This is a genomic window from Pseudomonas tohonis, assembly GCF_012767755.2.
In the GTDB taxonomy this organism is placed as follows: domain Bacteria; phylum Pseudomonadota; class Gammaproteobacteria; order Pseudomonadales; family Pseudomonadaceae; genus Metapseudomonas; species Metapseudomonas tohonis.
Genome location: NZ_AP023189.1, coordinates 645,978 through 663,776, shown reverse-complemented (window position 1 = coordinate 663,776; position 17,799 = coordinate 645,978). Strand labels below are relative to the sequence as shown.

The 17,799-nt window shown below is 66.8% G+C and carries 14 protein-coding genes; 11 read left to right on the top strand and 3 right to left on the bottom strand.

Features of this window, described 5'->3' with window-relative positions:
* The first annotated feature begins 30 nt into the window (after positions 1-30).
* The 4 genes from dgcB to HSX14_RS03060 are packed head-to-tail and all read left to right on the top strand — an operon-like array spanning position 31 to position 4,320.
* Positions 31-1,995, top strand: coding sequence for a dimethylglycine demethylation protein DgcB (dgcB, locus tag HSX14_RS03075; protein WP_173174923.1), 1,965 nt, complete (start codon positions 31-33; stop codon positions 1,993-1,995).
* A gap of 46 nt (positions 1,996-2,041) precedes the next feature.
* The gene (gene etfA / locus HSX14_RS03070; RefSeq protein ID WP_173174925.1) at positions 2,042-3,274 is read left to right on the top strand and encodes an electron transfer flavoprotein subunit alpha; all 1,233 of its coding nucleotides are present in this window, start codon (positions 2,042-2,044) and stop codon (positions 3,272-3,274) included.
* Positions 3,264-4,043, top strand: coding sequence for an electron transfer flavoprotein subunit beta (gene etfB, locus HSX14_RS03065; protein ID WP_173174927.1), 780 nt, complete (start codon positions 3,264-3,266; stop codon positions 4,041-4,043). Before etfA ends, etfB begins: the two co-directional genes overlap by 11 nt.
* A 31-nt stretch (positions 4,044-4,074) precedes the next feature.
* Positions 4,075-4,320: a hypothetical protein gene (locus HSX14_RS03060; RefSeq protein WP_111259622.1), complete on the top strand. Its 246-nt coding sequence runs from the start codon at positions 4,075-4,077 to the stop codon at positions 4,318-4,320.
* A 297-nt stretch (positions 4,321-4,617) separates the two neighbouring features.
* On the opposite strand, the gene gbdR is transcribed toward HSX14_RS03060, so the two are convergent.
* Both gbdR and HSX14_RS03050 read right to left on the bottom strand, forming a co-directional pair.
* Positions 4,618-5,718: a choline metabolism transcriptional regulator GbdR gene (gene gbdR / locus HSX14_RS03055; protein ID WP_111259623.1), complete on the bottom strand. Its 1,101-nt coding sequence runs from the start codon at positions 5,716-5,718 to the stop codon at positions 4,618-4,620.
* 415 nt (positions 5,719-6,133) lie between these two features.
* The gene (locus HSX14_RS03050) at positions 6,134-7,510 is read right to left on the bottom strand and encodes an L-serine ammonia-lyase (RefSeq protein ID WP_173174929.1); all 1,377 of its coding nucleotides are present in this window, start codon (positions 7,508-7,510) and stop codon (positions 6,134-6,136) included.
* Between the two features lie 269 nt (positions 7,511-7,779).
* On the opposite strand from HSX14_RS03050, the gene HSX14_RS03045 reads away from it, so the two are divergent.
* The 6 genes from HSX14_RS03045 (at position 7,780) to betI (ending at position 14,267) form a co-directional block, all read left to right on the top strand.
* On the top strand, positions 7,780-8,718 hold the full coding sequence (locus tag HSX14_RS03045) for a choline ABC transporter substrate-binding protein (RefSeq protein WP_173174932.1): 939 nt from the start codon (positions 7,780-7,782) through the stop codon (positions 8,716-8,718).
* A 672-nt stretch (positions 8,719-9,390) separates the two neighbouring features.
* Positions 9,391-10,587, top strand: a complete 1,197-nt coding sequence (locus HSX14_RS03040; protein WP_111259626.1) for a quaternary amine ABC transporter ATP-binding protein — start codon at positions 9,391-9,393, stop codon at positions 10,585-10,587.
* Between the two features lie 2 nt (positions 10,588-10,589).
* Entirely contained in the window at positions 10,590-11,474 is an 885-nt protein-coding gene (locus tag HSX14_RS03035) for an ABC transporter permease (RefSeq protein WP_021218174.1), read from the top strand.
* 51 nt (positions 11,475-11,525) lie between these two features.
* Positions 11,526-12,470, top strand: a complete 945-nt coding sequence (locus HSX14_RS03030; RefSeq protein WP_111259628.1) for a choline ABC transporter substrate-binding protein — start codon at positions 11,526-11,528, stop codon at positions 12,468-12,470.
* A 132-nt stretch (positions 12,471-12,602) separates the two neighbouring features.
* Positions 12,603-13,460 carry a glycine betaine ABC transporter substrate-binding protein gene (locus HSX14_RS03025; RefSeq protein ID WP_173174934.1) on the top strand — a complete coding sequence of 286 codons (858 nt, stop codon included), beginning with the start codon at positions 12,603-12,605 and terminating at the stop codon, positions 13,458-13,460.
* A gap of 204 nt (positions 13,461-13,664) precedes the next feature.
* Positions 13,665-14,267, top strand: a complete 603-nt coding sequence (betI, locus tag HSX14_RS03020; protein ID WP_173174936.1) for a transcriptional regulator BetI — start codon at positions 13,665-13,667, stop codon at positions 14,265-14,267.
* Between the two features lie 115 nt (positions 14,268-14,382).
* On the opposite strand, the gene HSX14_RS03015 is transcribed toward betI, so the two are convergent.
* Entirely contained in the window at positions 14,383-15,918 is a 1,536-nt protein-coding gene (locus HSX14_RS03015; protein ID WP_173175261.1) for a BCCT family transporter, read from the bottom strand.
* A 362-nt stretch (positions 15,919-16,280) separates the two neighbouring features.
* On the opposite strand from HSX14_RS03015, the gene betB reads away from it, so the two are divergent.
* Complete coding sequence (gene betB / locus HSX14_RS03010) at positions 16,281-17,753, top strand: betaine-aldehyde dehydrogenase (protein ID WP_173174938.1); 1,473 nt, start codon at positions 16,281-16,283, stop codon at positions 17,751-17,753.
* Positions 17,754-17,799 lie beyond the last annotated feature (46 nt).

Below are 17,799 nucleotides of genomic sequence, written 5' to 3'. Positions count from 1 at the left end.
CGCTTGCCGCTGCGGCCAAGGTGGTTATCCATGTTGAGCACATTGCTTCCGATCCTTCTCTTCACCACCCTGGCACTGGCCGCCCTGGGCGCCTCCAGGCGCTTCCTCATGTGGCGCCGGGGCCGCCCGTCCCAGGTCGACTGGCTCGGCGGGCTGATGAAGATGCCGCGCCGCTACCTGGTGGACCTGCACCACGTGGTCGAGCGCGACAAGTACATGTCCAAGACCCACGTCGCCACCGCCGGCGGCTTCGTCCTGGCGGCGCTGCTGGCCATCCTGGTGCACGGCTTCGGCCTGCACAGCCGCATCCTCGGCTTCGCCCTGCTGGCGGCCACGGCGCTGATGTTCGTCGGCGCGCTGTTCGTCGCCAAGCGCCGCCTCGACCCGCCCTCGCGGCTGTCGAAAGGCCCGTGGATGCGCCTGCCCAAAAGCCTGCTGATGTTCGCCGCGAGCTTCTTCATCGCCACCCTGCCGGTGGCCGGCATCCTCCCGGCCGGCTTCGGTGGCTGGGTCCTCGCAGCCCTCCTCGCCGTGGGCGTCGCCTGGGGCGTGTCCGAGCTGTTCTTCGGCATGACCTGGGGTGGGCCGATGAAGCACGCCTTCGCCGGGGCCCTGCACCTGGCCTGGCACCGTCGTGCCGAACGCTTCGGTGGTGGTCGCTCCACCGGCCTCAAGGCCCTGGACCTGGCCAACCCGAGCGCGCCGCTGGGCGTGGAGAAACCCACCGACTTCACCTGGAACCAGTTGCTCGGCTTCGACGCCTGCGTGCAGTGCGGCAAGTGCGAGGCCATGTGCCCAGCCTTCGCCGCCGGCCAGCCGCTGAACCCGAAGAAACTCATCCAGGACATGGTCATCGGCCTGGCCGGCGGCAACGACGCCTCCTTCGCCGGCAGCCCCTACCCCGGCAAGCCACTGGGCGAGCACGGCGGCGGTCCGCACCAGCCCATCGTCGCCCTGCAGGGCAAGGCCCTGGTGGATGCCGAGACGCTGTGGTCCTGCACCACCTGCCGCGCCTGCGTCGAGGAGTGCCCGATGATGATCGAGCACGTCGACGCCATCGTCGACATGCGCCGCCACCTCACCCTGGAGAAGGGCGCGACCCCGAACAAGGGTGCCGAGGTGCTGGAAAACCTCATCGCCACCGACAACCCCGGCGGCTTCGCCCCCGGCGGGCGGCTGAACTGGGCGGCGGACCTGAACCTGCCGCTGATGAGCGAGAAGAAGCAGGCCGACGTCCTGTTCTGGGTCGGCGACGGCGCCTTCGACATGCGCAACCAGCGCACCCTGCGCGCCTTCGTGAAGGTGCTCAAGGCCGCCAACGTCGACTTCGCCGTACTCGGCCTGGAAGAGCGCGACAGCGGCGACGTGGCCCGGCGCCTGGGTGACGAGGCCACCTTCCAGCAGCTCGCCCGACGCAACATCGCCACCCTTTCGCAGTACCGCTTCACGCGCATCGTCAGCTGCGATCCCCACAGCTTCCATGTGCTGAAGAACGAATACGGCGAGCTCGGCGGCAACTACCAGGTCCTGCACCACAGCACCTTCATCGACGAACTGGTGCGCGGCGGCACGCTGAAGCTCGGCCAGAGCAAGGCCGGCAGCGTGACCTACCACGATCCCTGCTACCTCGGCCGCTACAACGGCGAGTACGAAGCCCCGCGTGCCGTGCTCAAGGCCATCGGCATCGAGGTGAAGGAAATGCAACGCTCCGGCTTCCGTTCCCGCTGCTGCGGCGGCGGTGGCGGCGCACCGATCACCGATATCCCCGGCAAGCAGCGCATCCCCGACATGCGCATGGTGGACATCAAGGAGACAGGTGCCGAAGTGGTGGCCGTGGGCTGCCCGCAGTGCACCGCGATGCTCGAAGGCGTGGTCGCCCCGCGCCCGGAGATCAAGGACATCGCCGAGCTGGTCGCCGAGGTGCTCATCGAAGCACCGGTGGAGGCCAGGAAGCCGGTGGCGGCCAAGCGTGAAGACGTGGCGGAGGTGCACTGATGAAGTGCCTTCGCCACCAGCGCCCCTCTCGCACGGAGACTCAACGATGAGCGACATCATCCGCCGCGACCCGCGCGCCGAGCGTATCGCCCGCAACCGCCTGCACCCCCTGCACGCCACGTTGCAGCAACAGGGCCAGACCACCTGGATGGGGCCCAACGGCGTCATCCGCAAGAATCCCCATGCCATCGCCGCCGGCTTCATCGGTCCTGCCGGCATCAAGCGTATCGACCGCAGCGGCGCCCAGCAGGGCACCGCCGGCAAGCGCAGTGGCAGCAGCGAGGCCGTGCAACTGCCGCTGCATGTGGTGGCGCAACCGGCCTTCTACATCGCCGTGGTGCCGGACATGGTCGGCGGCCGCCTCGGCAGCCACGACAAGGACCTGCTCGGCCTGGCCAACAGGCTTGCCGGATCGGGCGGCGCGGTGGTCGCGGTGCTGTTCGGCGACGACAAGGAAGCCGCCTTCGACAACGCCGGCGTCGACCGCATCCTGCGCATCCAGGGCGAGGCCTTCGACGGTTATGCGCCCGAAGCGCGGGTGCTGGCCCTGAGCGCCGTGGAAAGCCAGCTGGCCCCGCGCCACTGGCTGTTGCCCGACAGCCGCAGCGGGGGTGGCGAGCTGGGCCGGCGCCTGGCAGCCAAGCTCGGCGAACGCCCGGCCACACGCGTCTGGCAGGTGGACGGCGAGCAATGCAGCGGCCGTGCCGGTGCCGGTCGCGAGGACCTGGTGCGCGCCACGCCACGGCTGATCCTGGCCGCCGCCGAATGCGCCGAGCCGGTCAGCGAGACCCGCCACGAAGCCCGCCCCATCGAATTGCAAGCCAACATCGCCCGCAGCCTGCCGCGCATCGAGGACCTCGGTGCAGTGGCCGTGGACCCGGCGCAGATCCCCATGGCCGAGGCCGAGTTCATCCTCTCCGGCGGCAACGGCGTGAAGGACTGGGCGCTGTTCCACGAGGCCGCCAGGGTCCTGGGCGCCACCGAAGGCGCCTCGCGCGTGGCGGTGGACGACGGCCACATGCCGCGCAACCGCCAGGTCGGTGCCACCGGCACCTGGGTCACCGCGCGGGTGTACCTGGCCGTGGGTATCTCCGGCGCCATCCAGCACCTGCAGGGCATCGGCGCCTGCGACAAGGTGGTGGCGGTGAACATGGACCCGGGCTGCGACATGATCAAACGCGCCGACCTCTCGGTGATCGGCGACTCCGGCGCCATCCTCGCGGCGCTGATCGAGCGGATCACCGCATACCGTCAGGGGGGCGCACGCGATGCCGCATGACGAACTGAACATCATCACCCTGGTCTCCGTCGGCGCTCACCCGACCTCCGGCCGCGCCCGCCGTGCGGAGCAGGACGCCCGCGCCGTCGAGCTGGGCCTGCGCCTGGGCGGCGATCGCCTGCAGGTGCTGCACGCCGGCAACCCGCGCGAGGAAGCCCTGCGCGCCTACCTGGGCATGGGCCTGGCGGAAATCGCCGTGCTCGAACAGCCCGCCCAGGCAGACGCCCTGCCGGCACTGGCGGAGTACCTCGCCGAAGCCGGCGCGCAGCTGGTGCTCACCGGCAGCCAGGCGGAAACCGGCGAAGGCTCGGGGATGCTGCCCTTCCTGCTGGCCGAGAGACTCGGCTGGCCGCTGGTGGTCGGGCTCGCGGAAGTGGAAAAGGTTGAGAACGGCGTGGCCCAGGTGCTGCAGGCCCTGCCCCGTGGCCAGCGGCGCCGCCTGCGGGTGCGCCTGCCCTTCCTCGCCAGCGTCGACAACGCCGCCCCGGCGGCGCGCCAGAGCGCCTTCGGCCCGGCCCGGCGCGGCACGCTCGAGGCCTGCGACGTCGAAGTGGTTGAAGACACGCTGCTGGCCGAGGCACGCTTGCAACCGGCCCGGCCGAGGCCCAAGCGGCTCAAGGTGATCAAGGCCAAGACCGGCGCCGAGCGGATGAAGGCGGCCACGGCCAAGGCTTCCGGCGGGGGCGGAAAGGTGCTCAAGGACCTGTCGCCAGCCGAGGGTGCCGAGGCTATCTTCAAGCTGTTGATGGAAGAAGGAGTGCTGCGCTGACGCGCAGCCCGATGACCGGAGGAGACAGGCCATGATGCATGCCGATCTGATCGACCAGGAAGATTTCCGCGAGCGCCTGGTGGCGCTGGGGCTGGCCATTCCCTCGGGGGTGAGCGCCGAGCAGGCCTGCGAGCACGCCGTGAGCGGCCTCAGCCCCGAACGCGCCGTGGCTCTGCGGCGCCTGGTGGAGGAGCTGCTGGGCGGCAGCGCCACCCTGCTGCCGAACGTGCGCGAGGCCATTTCCCGTACCCTGTTGCCAGCGCTGGTTCCGCGCTGATCCACCTGCAACGAGAAAGGGCGCCGATGGCGCCCTTTTTTCATGCCCGTCAAGCGATGCACAACGCCCCGCAGGATGGCGTAGAGCGAAGCGAAACCCATCGATTCCAGGCCCGGACATGACCCTGGCGCCGGCCGGGCTGCTCGAAAAGCATCGCGAATGAATTCGCTCCCACAAGACTGGAGCCCGCCACCCTGCATTGGCGTCACCTTGTGGGAGCGGTTTCAACCGCGAAGAACCGAGGCACGGCGGTGGGATTGAAATGACCGGGGCCGCCAGGCGGCCCCGGTGCAAGGCTTACAAGCGCACGCTGGCGAAGGTCGACTCGCCCTGGGCGCGGGTGAGGGCCGCCATGGCGGTGGAGGACGAGGGCCGCATCAGGTCCTCGGGCATGGGCACCAGCGCCACCACGTTGGCGTTCTGGTTGGCGCGCTCGTCACGCGGCGGGATGCCGAAGTACTCGCGGTAGCACTTGGAGAAGTGCGGCGTGGAGACGAAGCCGCATACCGAGGCCACTTCGATGATCGACATGGCGGTCTGCTTGAGCAGCTGGCGCGCACGGATCAGGCGCAGCTTCAGGTAGTAGCGCGAGGGCGAGCAGTGCAGGTACTTCTGGAACAGCCGCTCGAGCTGGCGGCGCGACACGTCGACGTAGCAGGCCAGCTCGTCGAGGTCGATGGGCTCCTCCAGGTTGGCCTCCATCAGCGCCACGATTTCCTGCAGCTTCGGCTGGTTGGTGCCGAGCATGTGCTTGAGCGGCACGCGCTGGTGGTCCTGCTCGTTGCGGATGCGTTCGTAGATGAACATCTCGGAGATCGCCGCCGCCAGTTCGCGGCCATGCTCGCGGGCGATCAGGTGCAGCATCATGTCCATCGGCGCGGTGCCGCCGGACGAGGTGTTGCGGTTGCGGTCGATGGAGAACAGGCGGGTGGTGATGGCGGCGCGGGGGAAGGCCTCCTGCATCGCGGCCAGGCACTCCCAGTGCACGCTGCAGTCGTAGCCGTCGAGCAACCCGGCCTTGGCCAGCGCCCAGCTGCCGGTGCACACGGCGCCGAGCTGGCGCCCCTGGCGGGCTTGCGATTGCAGCCACTGCAGGTGTTCGCGGGTGACGCTGTGCTGGATGTCGACACCGCCGCAGACGATCACCGCGTCCAGTGCCGGGGCGTTCTCCAGGCTGGCGTCGGGGGTGATCTGCAGGCCGTCGCTGGCGCTCACCGGCAGGCCGCTCTGGGTCAGGGTGAACCAGCGGTACAGCTCCTTGCCGGAGAGCTGGTTGGCCATGCGCAGCGGCTCCACCGCAGAGGCCAGGGAGATCAGGGTGAAGTTGTCCAGCAGCAGGAAGCCGATGGATTGGGGAGCGCGGTTCTGGGGCTGGGAGCCCTGGTTGGACTGTGACATCTGAAAACCCTCACGCTAAACACGCTGTGAACCTTCGTTGCGAGGTTCTCTTCTTATGGTTCTGGTACGGCGACTGACCCAGATGAGTTGCCCCTGATACGAGGCAAAGGTCATGCCTAAATTGTTCGCGCGTTCAATAAAAATGCATAAGCGCATCCAAACCCCATGCCAGCGGGGCTAGGCGAGAGCGACAGAAACATTCTGTTAGCGACCGCCAGGCCCCGTGGTTCGTGGGCTCTGGGGCATTAGGTAGCACCTGCTGGCGGTGCCGTTGTCACCCCGCTACATCCGGGAATACCGGGCGTAACAGACGAGCGGCAGGACGGGTGACCGATCGGTCACCCCGGGTTCGCATCGCGTCCCCGGGCGTCGCACCAAAAGCTGGCAGGCGGACGCGCCGGGGAGCGAAAGCGGGTCAGCATTCGATGGCGCTGACGGCCAGGCCGCCGCGCGAGGTTTCCTTGTACTTGTCGTGCATGTCCGCGCCGGTGTCCCGCATGGTGCGGATCACCCGGTCGAGGGAGATGAAATGCTCGCCATCGCCACGCAGGGCCATCTGCGCGGCGTTGATGGCCTTCACCGCGGCGATGGCATTGCGCTCGATGCAGGGCACCTGCACCAGCCCGCCCACCGGGTCGCAGGTCAGCCCGAGGTTGTGTTCCAGGCCGATCTCGGCGGCGTTCTCCAGTTGCTCCGGGGTGGCCCCGAGCACTTCGGCCAGGCCGGCGGCGGCCATGGCGCACGCCGAGCCCACCTCGCCCTGGCAGCCGACCTCGGCGCCGGAGATGGAGGCGTTCTTCTTGCACAGGATGCCCACCGCGGCGGCCCCGAGCAGGTAGTTCACCACGTCGTCGTCGGAGGCTTCCGGATTGAACTTCATGTAGTAGTGCAACACCGCCGGGATGATGCCGGCGGCGCCATTGGTGGGGGCGGTGACCATGCGCCCGCCGGCGGCGTTCTCCTCGTTCACCGCCAGGGCGAACAGGTTGACCCATTCCATGGCGCTCATGGTCGAGCCGATGACGTTGGGCTTGCCCAGCTCCAGCAGGCTGCGGTGCAGCCGCGCGGCGCGGCGCCGGACATTGAGCCCGCCGGGCAGGATGCCTTCCTGGCTCAGGCCGTTGTCCACGCATTCGCGCATGGCCGCCCACAGGCGCAGCAGGCCGCTGCGGATGTCCGCCTCGCTGCGCCAGGCCTTCTCGTTGGCCAGCATCAGTTCGGAGACGCGCAGGCCATGGCGCTTGCACAGGCGCAGCAGCTCCTCGGCACTGGAGAAGTCGTAGGGCAGCCGGGTGTGGTCCTGGTCGAGCTGGCCGGCGGCGGCCTGCTCGGCGTCGACGACGAAACCGCCGCCGACCGAATAGTAGGTATCGCGGTGCAGCTCGCCGCTCTCACCGAAGGCCACCAGGGTCATGGCGTTGGGGTGATACGGCAGGTTCTCCTCGAGCAGGCGCATGTCGCGCTGCCAGTCGAAGGGCACCGGCAGGCGACCGTCGAGCGGCAGGACCCCGCTGGCGAGCAGCTCGGCGATGCGCGGGGCGATCTGCCTGGGGTCGATGCGGTCCGGCCACTCGCCCATCAGCCCCATGACCACGGCGCGATCGGTGCCGTGGCCGACGCCGGTGGCGGAGAGCGAGCCGTAGAGGTTCACCTCCAGGCGCGTCACCCGCTCCAGCAGCTGCCGCTCGCGCAAGGCGCCGACGAAGAGCACGGCCGCCCGCATGGGGCCGACGGTATGGGAGCTGGAGGGACCGATCCCGATCTTGAACAGGTCGAACACGCTGATGGCCACGATGGTCTCCGCGAGAGGTGGTGGGGCTTCGGCCACATGATCGGCATTTCCGGACGCCCCCGACGTCCCACACCGACCCGCTCGTGTCCAAATACGTCGTAGCGACGCACAGGCGAAAAAAGCGACAGCACCTTTCTGCTTGCGACCTGCTTCGTAGAAGCAGGCGCGACTTCGTCACATGATCCGGGCGCACCCGCACCGGCCAGCAGCAGTCCGTTCGCCGCGCGGACAGGCGATCGCCCACCCTCGACACTGCTGTGGAAGTCCCCATGAACCCATTGATCAACCGGTTCCTGGCCGTAGCGCTCTGCACCCCGCTGCTGGCCCAGGCCGTAGAACCGGAATCCTGCAAGACCGTCCGTTTCGCCGATGTCGGCTGGACCGACATCACCGCCACCACCGCCGTCACCCGCTACGTGCTGACCGAGCTGGGCTACAGCACGCAGGTCAAGCGCCTCTCGGTGCCCGACACCTACAAGGCGCTGTCGGAGAAGAAGATCGACGTGTTCCTCGGCAACTGGATGCCGAGCATGGAGAACGACATCAAGCCGTACCGCGAGAACGGCTCGGTGGACACCCTGGGCGCCAACCTCAAGGGCGCCAAGTACACCCTGGCGGTGAACCAGGCGGCCTATGACGGGGGCCTGAAGAGCTTCGCCGACCTGGCGCGGTTCAAGAACGAGCTGGGCGGGAAGCTCTACGGGATCGAGCCCGGCAACGACGGCAACAAGCTGATCCAGAAGATGATCGACGACAAGGCGTTCGGCCTCGCCGACTTCAAGCTGGTGGAATCCAGCGAGAGCGGCATGCTGTCCCAGGTCAAGCGCGCCGAGCACCTCAAGCAGTGGGTGGTGTTCCTGGGCTGGGAGCCACACCCGATGAACAACCAGTTCCAGATGCATTACCTGGCTGGAGGCGACGACTATTTCGGCCCCGATTTCGGCGGCGCCACCGTCTACACCAACACCCGCGCCGGCCTCGCCAAGGAATGCCCGAACCTGGGGAGGCTGCTCGGCAACCTGCAATTCAGCCTGGAAATGGAGAACCACCTGATGGGGGCGATCCTCAACCAGAGCACCAACCGCCGGCGCGAAGCCAAGGCCTGGCTGAAGGCGCACCCCGAGCAGCTGGAGAAGTGGCTCGACGGCGTCACCACCCGTGACGGGAAAATGGCGAATGCCGCACTCGGGCTCGCCGCAGCGCCATGAATTTCGCCTTTTTGCGATTACGCTGAAGCCCCCGGCAGCTCTTGCCTATGGCCATGTCAACCCCTGAAACCCGCGCCCCGCGCGGGTTCCAGCATTTCTATCCGGTAAGAAATTTCTGTTATGGTTTTTTTCGGCAACCGGCCTGGTGTCGTCGCCCAACACGTCAGAGTCGTAAACCGACAATTGCCCGGCCACCGAGGCTATATCGTTGACTCAGCCGATTTCGTCGCTGTCGCTTCAAGCCAGAACTGACAGACCGGGGCCCTCAGCCCCGGACCGAAGAACAGAAAACGGCGGAGCCCCCTGTCACAGGCCTCCGCCCTACAAGAAATTTCGGATGTACGCGCACCTCCGGTCGAGGTGTTGAACGACCCAAGGATCGGGTTTCGTAGCACTGCCAGAGGGTTTGGAAAGCGGTTTGCAATACAGCGGAATGAAGGTCAGGAACTCAAGGAATCGAACGGTCGTCCATACACCCGAGGTGTCATGGCGGACCGCCGAACCCGTGTTGTGCCGCGCCCCCACCGCCCGTTGCGCGATCTCCCTGCCACACCCTGGAACCAGTAAACCCACACAGGCAATAACAGTCGGCATCGCCTGTCGGCGCGTCTCCGTGGCGCCCGCCGGGTCCCGTGTAGCTGATCTGGATGTCTACTGAAGGGGAACCATCCCATGCAGTCTGGAAAAATCGTGGTCCAGAACCTCTACAAGGTTTTCGGCCAACAGCCACAAGAAGCCATCGACTTGCTCAAGCAAGGCTGGAGCAAGGAGAGGATCCTCGCCGAACGTGGCGCGGTGATCGGCGTCAGCGACGTGTCGTTCAGCGTCGAGGAGGGCGAGATCTTCGTGCTCATGGGCCTCTCCGGCTCGGGCAAGTCCACCCTCATCCGCCTGATCAACCGCCTGATCGAGCCCACCGCCGGTGACGTGTTCATCGACGGGCAGAACGTCGCCAAGCTGCCCAAGGCGCAATTGATCGACCTGCGTCGCCGCGACATGAGCATGGTCTTCCAGTCCTTCGCCCTGATGCCCTCGCGCACGGTGCTGGACAACGCCGCCTTCGGCCTCGAAGTGGCCGGCAAGAGCAAGAAGGAGCGTGAGCGCCGCGCCATGGAAGTGCTGGAGCAGGTGGGCCTGGCGCCCTTCGCCCAGAAGTACCCGCACGAACTGTCCGGCGGCATGCAGCAGCGCGTCGGCCTGGCGCGCGCCCTGGCGGTCGACCCTTCGATGATCATCATGGACGAGGCCTTCTCGGCCCTCGACCCGCTCAAGCGCCGCGAGATGCAGGATGTGCTCCTGCAACTGCAGAAGACCCACCGCCGCACCATCATCTTCGTCTCCCACGATATCGAGGAGGCCATGCGCATCGGCACCCGCATCGGCATCATGGAAGGCGGCAAGCTGGTCCAGGTCGGCACCCCGCAGGAGCTGATCGAGAAACCCGCCAACGACTACGTGCGCAACTTCTTCGACACCGTCGACACCAGCCGCTACCTCACCGCCGGCCAGCTCAAGGCCGACAGCGTCCCGCTGTACGTGCACAACGGCAAGGCGCCCGACGCCCAGCAGGTGTGCCAGGAGCTGCAGGCGCTGGACAAGCACTACGCCTTCATCGTCGACGAGGACAACAAGTTCCGCGGCTCCATCAGCCTGGAGAAGATCGCCCTGCTGGTGGAGGAAGGCCAGACCCGGAGCCTGGAGCCCGAACTGCTCAAGCACATCGTGCCGGTGCCCGAGGACCTCCCCCTGGAGCAGGTGATCGAGCGCCTGGTGGACAACGAAGGTCCCATCCCAGTCGTCGACCAGGACGGCCATTACTGCGGCGCCATCAGCAAGGGCCGCCTGCTTAGCCGCCTGCAGGGAGAATGACCATGAGCGAGAAACTGGATCTGGGCAGCTGGGTCAACGATGTCGTCCAGCACCTGCTGGACAACTACAGCGGCGCCTTCGAGAACATCGGCGCCGTGGTCAGCGGCTTTTCCGAGCTGATCGAACGCTTCCTCATGTGGCCGCCGGCCTGGCTGGTGATCGCCGTGTTCGTCGGCCTCGGGCTGTGGCGCATCGGCGTCAAGTTCGCCCTGTTCACCGCCGCCGCCTTCGTGCTCATCGTGCTCACCGGCTTCTGGGAACAGACGGTGGTGACCCTCGGGCTGACCTTCTCCTCGACCCTGATCAGCCTGCTTCTCGGCGTGCCCCTGGGCATCTGGGCGGCGAAGAGCGAGCGGGTGGCCTACATCATCCGTCCCATCCTCGACTTCATGCAGACCATGCCGGCGTTCGTCTACCTGATTCCCGCCGCCATGCTCTTCGGCCTCGGCCGCGTGCCGGGGATCATCGCCACGGTGATCTTCGCCATGCCCCCGGCGGTGCGCCTGACCAGCCTCGGCATCCGCCAGGTGAACAAGGAAATCGTCGAAGCCGGGCAATCCTTCGGCTGCACCAGCTGGCAGCTGCTATACAAGGTGCAGCTGCCGAACGCGATGCCCTCGATCATGGCCGGGGTCAACCAGACCATCATGATGGCGCTGTCGATGGTGATCATCGCCTCGATGGTCGGCGCCGGTGGCCTGGGCAACGACGTGCTCGCCAGCATCCAGCGCCTGGACATCGGCCTGGGCTTCGAGAGCGGCATGGCCGTGGTGCTGCTGGCGATCATCCTCGACCGCATCACCGAGAGCTTCGGTACCCCGCAGACCGCCTCCCGCGGCCGCCTGTTCGGCTGGCTGAGCGCACGGGCCAAGCTGCAACGGCAATGACGCATACCTAGAAAACAAGAGCCATCACTTTCCAGTAGCAGGGAGTTGCAGATGATGAACATGAAGAAGATCGCGGGTGCCGGCTTGCTGGCCTGCGCGCTGGTGCAAGGCGCGTGGGCACAGGACCCGGAGAGCTGCAAACAGGTGCGTTTCGCCGAGATCGGCTGGGCCGACATCTCGGCCACCACCGGCGTCGCGATGGTCCTCACCGAGGGCCTGGGATACACCCCGCGTAAGATCATGGCTTCGGTGCCGATCGCCTTCACCGGCGTGAAGAACAAGCAGATCGACGTGTTCCTCGGCTACTGGGCGCCCTCCATGGACGCCGTGATCGAGCCCTTCACCAAGGACAACGGCGTGAAGGTGCTGCCGACCGCCAACCTCGAAGGCGCCAAGTACACCCTCGCCGTGCCCACCTATGCCGCCGAAGCGGGCCTGAAGAGCTTCCAGGACATCGCCAAGTTCAAGGACCAGCTGGGCGGCAAGATCTACGGCATCGAGCCGGGCAACGACGGCAACCTGCTGATCGACAAGATGATCAAGGGCGACCAGTTCGGCCTCGGCGGCTTCCGCATGGTCGAGTCCAGCGAGGCCGGCATGCTGGTCCAGGTGCAGCGCGCGGTGAAGAAGAAGGAGCCGGTGGTCTTCCTCGGCTGGGCCCCGCACCCGATGAACACCCAGTTCGACATCACCTACCTCGCCGGTGGCGATGACGTGTTCGGCCCGGACTTCGGCGCCGCCAAGGTCTACACCGTGGTACCGCCGGATTACGAGGCGCGCTGCGGCAACGTCGGCAAGCTGCTGAACAACCTGCAGTTCAGCGTCGAGATCGAAAGCCAGCTGATGGACCGCGTCCTGAAGAAGGAAGACCCGGTGGTGGTCGCCAAGGACTGGATCAAGGCCAACCCGGCGATCCTCGACAAGTGGCTGGCAGGCGTCACCACCCTCGACGGCCAGGACGGCGCCGCCGCCGTGAAGAAACACGTCGGCCTCTGATTTTCCGCTTCCCGTCTCCTGCTGCCATGGCCCAGCCGGGCCATGGCGTGCAGCGCCACCCAGCCCGCCCGAGAACGGGCCCGTGGCATCCAACGTAGCTAGCTGCCAATCCCACCTGATGGAGCATTACGTATGCGAAAGCTGAAGTCCCTGTGTCTGCAATCCATCGGCATCGCCGCCCTGGCCATCGGCCTCGGCAGCGCCCACGCCGCTGACAAGCCCACCCTGAAGATCGGTTACGTCAACGGCTGGGACGACAGCGTCGCCGCCACCCACGTCGCCGGCGAGATCCTCAAGGAGAAGCTCGGCTATGGCGTCGAGCTCAAGCCGGTGGAGCCCGCCATCATGTGGCAGGGCATCGCCCGCGGTGACCTGGATGCCACCCTCTCCGCCTGGCTGCCGGCCACCCACGGCGAGTACTTCGAGAAGCTCAAGGACAAGGTCGTGGTCCTCGGCTCCAACTACAAGGGCGCCAAGATCGGCCTGATCGTGCCCGACTACGTCCAGGCCAAGTCCATCGAGGACCTGAACACCTACAGCAAGGACTTCGACGGCAAGATCACCGGCATTGACGCCGGCGCCGGCGTAATGCGCCGCACCGAGGACGCCATCAAGCAGTACAACCTCGACATCAAGCTGATGCCCAGCTCCGGCCCGGCCATGGCCACCGCGCTGACCCGCGCCGAGAAGGCGCAGAAGCCCATCGTCGTGACCGGCTGGATCCCGCACTGGATGTTCGCCAAGTGGAAGCTGCGCTTCCTCGAGGACCCGAAGAAGGTCTTCGGCGACGACGAGCACGTCGACACCGTGGCCAACCCGGGCCTGGAAACCAAGGCGCCGGAAGCCACCGCCTTCCTCAAGAAATTCTCCTGGAGCGGCGAGGAAGTGGGCGCCGTGATGCTGGCAATCCGCGAGGGCGCCAAGCCCGAAGAGGCCGCCAAGGCCTGGATCGCCAAGAACCCCGAGCGCGTGGCCGAATGGCTTAAATAAGCGCTGGCGGCTCCGCCACGGCGATGCGTGCCCCCGGTGCGCATCGCCGTTTTTCGTTCTGCATCCCGCCTTTCCCGGCGCTTCACGGCGCATGCCTTTGACCGACAGGTCATCCCTGAAGCGACCTTCTTGATTGATCGATCAATTTGATACGCCCTAGACTGCGCGCTTTCCCTCGCTCGAATTCGCCATCTGGAGTGACTGATGCCCAAGGTCGGAATGCAGCCGATCCGCCGTTCGCAACTGATCAACGCGACCCTCGAAGCCGTCGACCGGGTCGGCATGGGCGACGCCAGCATCGCCTACATCGCCCGCCTCGCCGGCGTCTCCAACGGCATCATCAGCCACTACTTCCAGGACAAGAACGGCCTGCTCGAAGCCACCATGCGCCACCTGATGCAGGCCCTGAGCACCGCCGTGCGCGAGCGCCGCGCCGCCCTGGTCGACGACTCCGCCCGGGCCCACCTGCGCGCCATCATCGACGGCAACTTCGACGACAGCCAGGTCAACGGCCCGGCGATGAAGACCTGGCTGGCGTTCTGGGCCACGAGCATGCACCAGCCCGCCCTGCGCCGCCTGCAGCGGGTCAACGACCACCGCCTCTACTCCAACCTGTGCTGCGAATTCCGCCGGGAACTGCCTCTGGAAGCCGCCCGCGCCGCCGCCCGTGGCCTCGCCGCCCTGATCGACGGCCTGTGGCTGCGCAGCGCCCTCTCCGGCGATGCCTTCAACGCCAGGCAGGCCCTGCAGATCGCCTATGACTACCTCGACCTGCAATTGGCCAAGGCTACCGACTCACGGGCGTAATGGCGGCGCTGCGCGCCGCTTGGCGATTGAAATCGCCCGCTACAAGTCATCCTTCATCCGCCGCAAACGAAAACGCCCCGGGATTTCCCCCGGGGCGTTGTTCATTGCGGGCCGGTCAGACGGGCCCGGGGGCGATCACCGGTGAGTGCCGGTTCATCTCCTGCGCCTCCATGTCGATGCGCATGGCCTTGAGCAGGGCGAACATGTAGAGCAGCAGCACCACCGAGAACGGCAGGCCGGCGAGCACGACCACCGTCTGCATCGCCGTGAAGTTGCCGGCGAACAGCAGGCCGATGGTCACCAGGGTGATCAGTACCGACCAGAAGATGCGCAGCCAGTTGGGCGCGTCCTCGTCCAGCTCGCCGCCCTTGCGCGAGAGGTTGGCGAGCATCACCGAGCCGGAATCCGCCGGCGTCAGGAACAGCACGAAGCCCACGCAGATCGACAGGCCGATCACCGCCTTGGCCCAGGGGTAGTGCTCCAGCAGCAGGTAGATGGACATCGCCGGCTGCTCCAGCGCGGCCTTGCCCAGTTCGGTCGCGTTCTGGTCCATCACCAGGTCCAGTGCGCTGTTGCCGAAGACCGACAGCCAGGCCAGGGTGAAGCCGAGCGGGATCAGCAGCACGCCGCACACCAGCTCTCGCACCGTGCGCCCACGGGAGATGCGGGCGATGAACATGCCGACGAAGGGCGCCCAGGAAATCCACCAGGCCCAGTAGAACAGGGTCCACAGGCCCATCCACGCCTCGCTCTTGCCGGACTGGCCGGTGTAGACGTAGAGATCGAAGGTCTTCAGCACCAGGCCGTTGAGGTAGTCGCCGAGGTTCTGCACCAGCCCATTGAGCAGGTGCAGGGTGTCGCCGGCCAGCAGCACGAACAGCAGCAGGCCGCTGAACAGGATGATGTTGAGGTTCGACAGGCGGCGGATGCCCTTCTCGATCCCCGACACGGCGGCCAGCGTCGCCACCGCGCTCATCACCAGGATCACCGTCAGCAGCGCGCCCTGGCTGTGCGGATAGCCGAACAGGTACTCCAGGCCCGAGGAGACCTGCAGCGAGCCGATGCCGAGGTTGGTCACCAGGCCCAGCAGGGTGACGAAGATGCCGAAGCAATCCACCGCGTTGCCCACCGAGCCCTTCATCAGGCGCTCGCCGAACAGCGGGTAGAGCGCCGAGCGCAGCGCCAGCGGCTGCTTGTGGCGGTAGGCGAAGTAGCCGACGGCCAGGCCGACCAGCGCATAGATCGCCCAGCCGTGCACGCCCCAGTGGAGGAAGGTCAGCTGCAACGCCTGGCGCGCCGCGTGCTCGGTGCCTGCCTCGCCCTCCGGCGGGTTGTACAGGTGGTCGATGGGCTCGGACGCGGCGAAATACAGCAGCGAGATGCCGATGCCCGAGGAGAACAGCATCCCCGCCCAGGCGCCGTAGCTGAAGTCCGGCCGGTCGCCATCCGCGCCCAGGCGCAGGTTGCCGTAGCGGGAGAAGGCCACGTAGAGCACGAAGAACAGGTAGGCCCCGATCGCCAGCATGTAGTACCAGCCGAAGCTGCGCGAGAGCCAGGTCTGCGCCTTGTTCAGCCAGAGCCCGGCCCCCTCGGGGAAGAGGATCAGGGCGACGGTGAGGATCAGGATCAACGCGGTGGAACCGAAGAACACCACGGGGTTGAGCCGCGCACGCGACTCGGGATGCAGCGCAAGGGAAGCGGTACTCATGTGGAGAAGAGCTCCAGGGCAGTGAAAGCACGCGCCTGACGGCGCAACGACAGACCCGCGCCGCCCTGCCGACCCGCTCATGTAACCCGGCGAAGCCTCTGCAATGCGGCCTGAAGAGGTGCGGCGATGTGCCGCAGCCCCGTTCATGGAGCGCAGCTTATTCTTTGTTGTTTGAACGTTCAATAAAAATAAAGTAGGCTCGTTTTCATGCATCCGGGCGGCTCCACCGTGCCTGGAACCCCGACAAAGGGCCCGCCCCGAGCGCGGCCCGCCTTGCGTAAACGAGACCTGAGAGGACGAACCCCATGGCCCGATTCGAAGACCAGAAGCTCTACATCGGCGGTCGCTACGTCGACTCCACCAGCGGCGCCACCTTCGAGAGCATCAACCCGGCCAACGGTGAGGTCCTCGCCAACGTCCAGCGCGCCGGCAAGGAAGACGTCGAGCGCGCCGTCGCCAGTGCCATCGAAGGGCAGAAGATCTGGGCCGCGATGACCGCCATGCAGCGTTCGCGCATCCTGCGCCGTGCCGTGGAGATCCTCCGCGAGCGCAACGACGAGCTGGCCGCCCTGGAGACCCTGGACACCGGCAAGCCCCTGGCCGAGACCCGTGCCGTGGACATCGTCACCGGCGCCGACGTGATCGAGTACTACGCAGGCCTGGTGCCCGCCATCGAGGGCGAGCAGATCCCCCTGCGCGAAACCAGCTTCGTCTATACCCGCCGTGAGCCCCTGGGCGTGGTCGCCGGCATCGGTGCCTGGAACTACCCGATCCAGATCGCCATGTGGAAATCCGCCCCGGCCCTGGCCGCCGGCAACGCGATGATCTTCAAGCCCAGCGAAGTCACCCCGCTGACCGCCCTCAAGCTCGCCGAGATCTACACCGAGGCCGGCGTGCCGGACGGCGTGTTCAACGTCCTCACCGGCAGCGGCCGTGAAGTCGGCCAGTGGCTGACCGAGCACCCGCAGATCGAGAAGATCTCCTTCACCGGCGGCACCGCCACCGGCAAGAAGGTGATGGCCAGCGCCTCCAGCTCCTCCCTCAAAGAAGTGACCATGGAGCTGGGCGGCAAGTCGCCGCTGATCATCTTCGAGGACGCCGACCTCGATCGCGCCGCCGACATCGCCGTCATGGCCAACTTCTTCAGCTCCGGCCAGGTCTGCACCAACGGCACCCGCGTGTTCATCCCGCGCGTGCTGCAGGCCCGCTTCGAGGCCAAGGTGCTCGAGCGCGTCAAGCGCATCCGCCTGGGCAGCCCGCAGGACGAGAACACCAACTTCGGCCCGCTCACCAGCTTCCCGCACATGGAGAGCGTGCTCGGCTACATCGAGTCCGGCCGCAAGGAAGGCGCGCGCCTGCTGATCGGCGGCGAGCGCGTCACCGACGGCGAATACGCCAAGGGCGCCTACGTGGCCCCGACCGTGTTCACCGACTGCACGGACGAGATGACCATCGTCCGCGAGGAAATCTTCGGCCCGGTGATGAGCATCCTCGTCTACGACACCGAGGAAGAAGCCATCCGCCGCGCCAACGATACCGACTACGGCCTGGCCGCCGGCATCGTCACCCGCGACCTGGCCCGCGCCCACCGCGTGATCCACAAGCTGGAAGCCGGCATCTGCTGGATCAACACCTGGGGCGAGTCGCCCGCCGAGATGCCCGTCGGTGGCTACAAGCAGTCCGGCGTGGGCCGCGAGAACGGCCTCACCACCCTCGCCCACTACACCCGCATCAAGTCGGTGCAGGTCGAGCTCGGCGACTACTTCTCCGTCTTCTAAACGGCAGCCCGAAGCGGGAAGCCAGGAGCCTTAAGCGCCCTGGCTT

What these genes read in the sequence shown, in the direction of transcription:
- HSX14_RS03030 (WP_111259628.1), top strand. Translation starts at nt 11,526, where the DNA reads ATGATGAACATGAAGAAGATCGCGGGTGCCGGCTTGCTGGCCTGCGCG.
- etfB (WP_173174927.1), top strand. Translation starts at nt 3,264, where the DNA reads ATGCCGCATGACGAACTGAACATCATCACCCTGGTCTCCGTCGGCGCT.
- betB (WP_173174938.1), top strand. Translation starts at nt 16,281, where the DNA reads ATGGCCCGATTCGAAGACCAGAAGCTCTACATCGGCGGTCGCTACGTC.
- etfA (WP_173174925.1), top strand. Translation starts at nt 2,042, where the DNA reads ATGAGCGACATCATCCGCCGCGACCCGCGCGCCGAGCGTATCGCCCGC.
- betI (WP_173174936.1), top strand. Translation starts at nt 13,665, where the DNA reads ATGCCCAAGGTCGGAATGCAGCCGATCCGCCGTTCGCAACTGATCAAC.
- HSX14_RS03035 (WP_021218174.1), top strand. Translation starts at nt 10,590, where the DNA reads ATGAGCGAGAAACTGGATCTGGGCAGCTGGGTCAACGATGTCGTCCAG.
- HSX14_RS03045 (WP_173174932.1), top strand. Translation starts at nt 7,780, where the DNA reads ATGAACCCATTGATCAACCGGTTCCTGGCCGTAGCGCTCTGCACCCCG.
- gbdR (WP_111259623.1), bottom strand. Translation starts at nt 5,718, where the DNA reads ATGTCACAGTCCAACCAGGGCTCCCAGCCCCAGAACCGCGCTCCCCAA.
- HSX14_RS03025 (WP_173174934.1), top strand. Translation starts at nt 12,603, where the DNA reads ATGCGAAAGCTGAAGTCCCTGTGTCTGCAATCCATCGGCATCGCCGCC.
- dgcB (WP_173174923.1), top strand. Translation starts at nt 31, where the DNA reads ATGTTGAGCACATTGCTTCCGATCCTTCTCTTCACCACCCTGGCACTG.
- HSX14_RS03060 (WP_111259622.1), top strand. Translation starts at nt 4,075, where the DNA reads ATGATGCATGCCGATCTGATCGACCAGGAAGATTTCCGCGAGCGCCTG.
- HSX14_RS03040 (WP_111259626.1), top strand. Translation starts at nt 9,391, where the DNA reads ATGCAGTCTGGAAAAATCGTGGTCCAGAACCTCTACAAGGTTTTCGGC.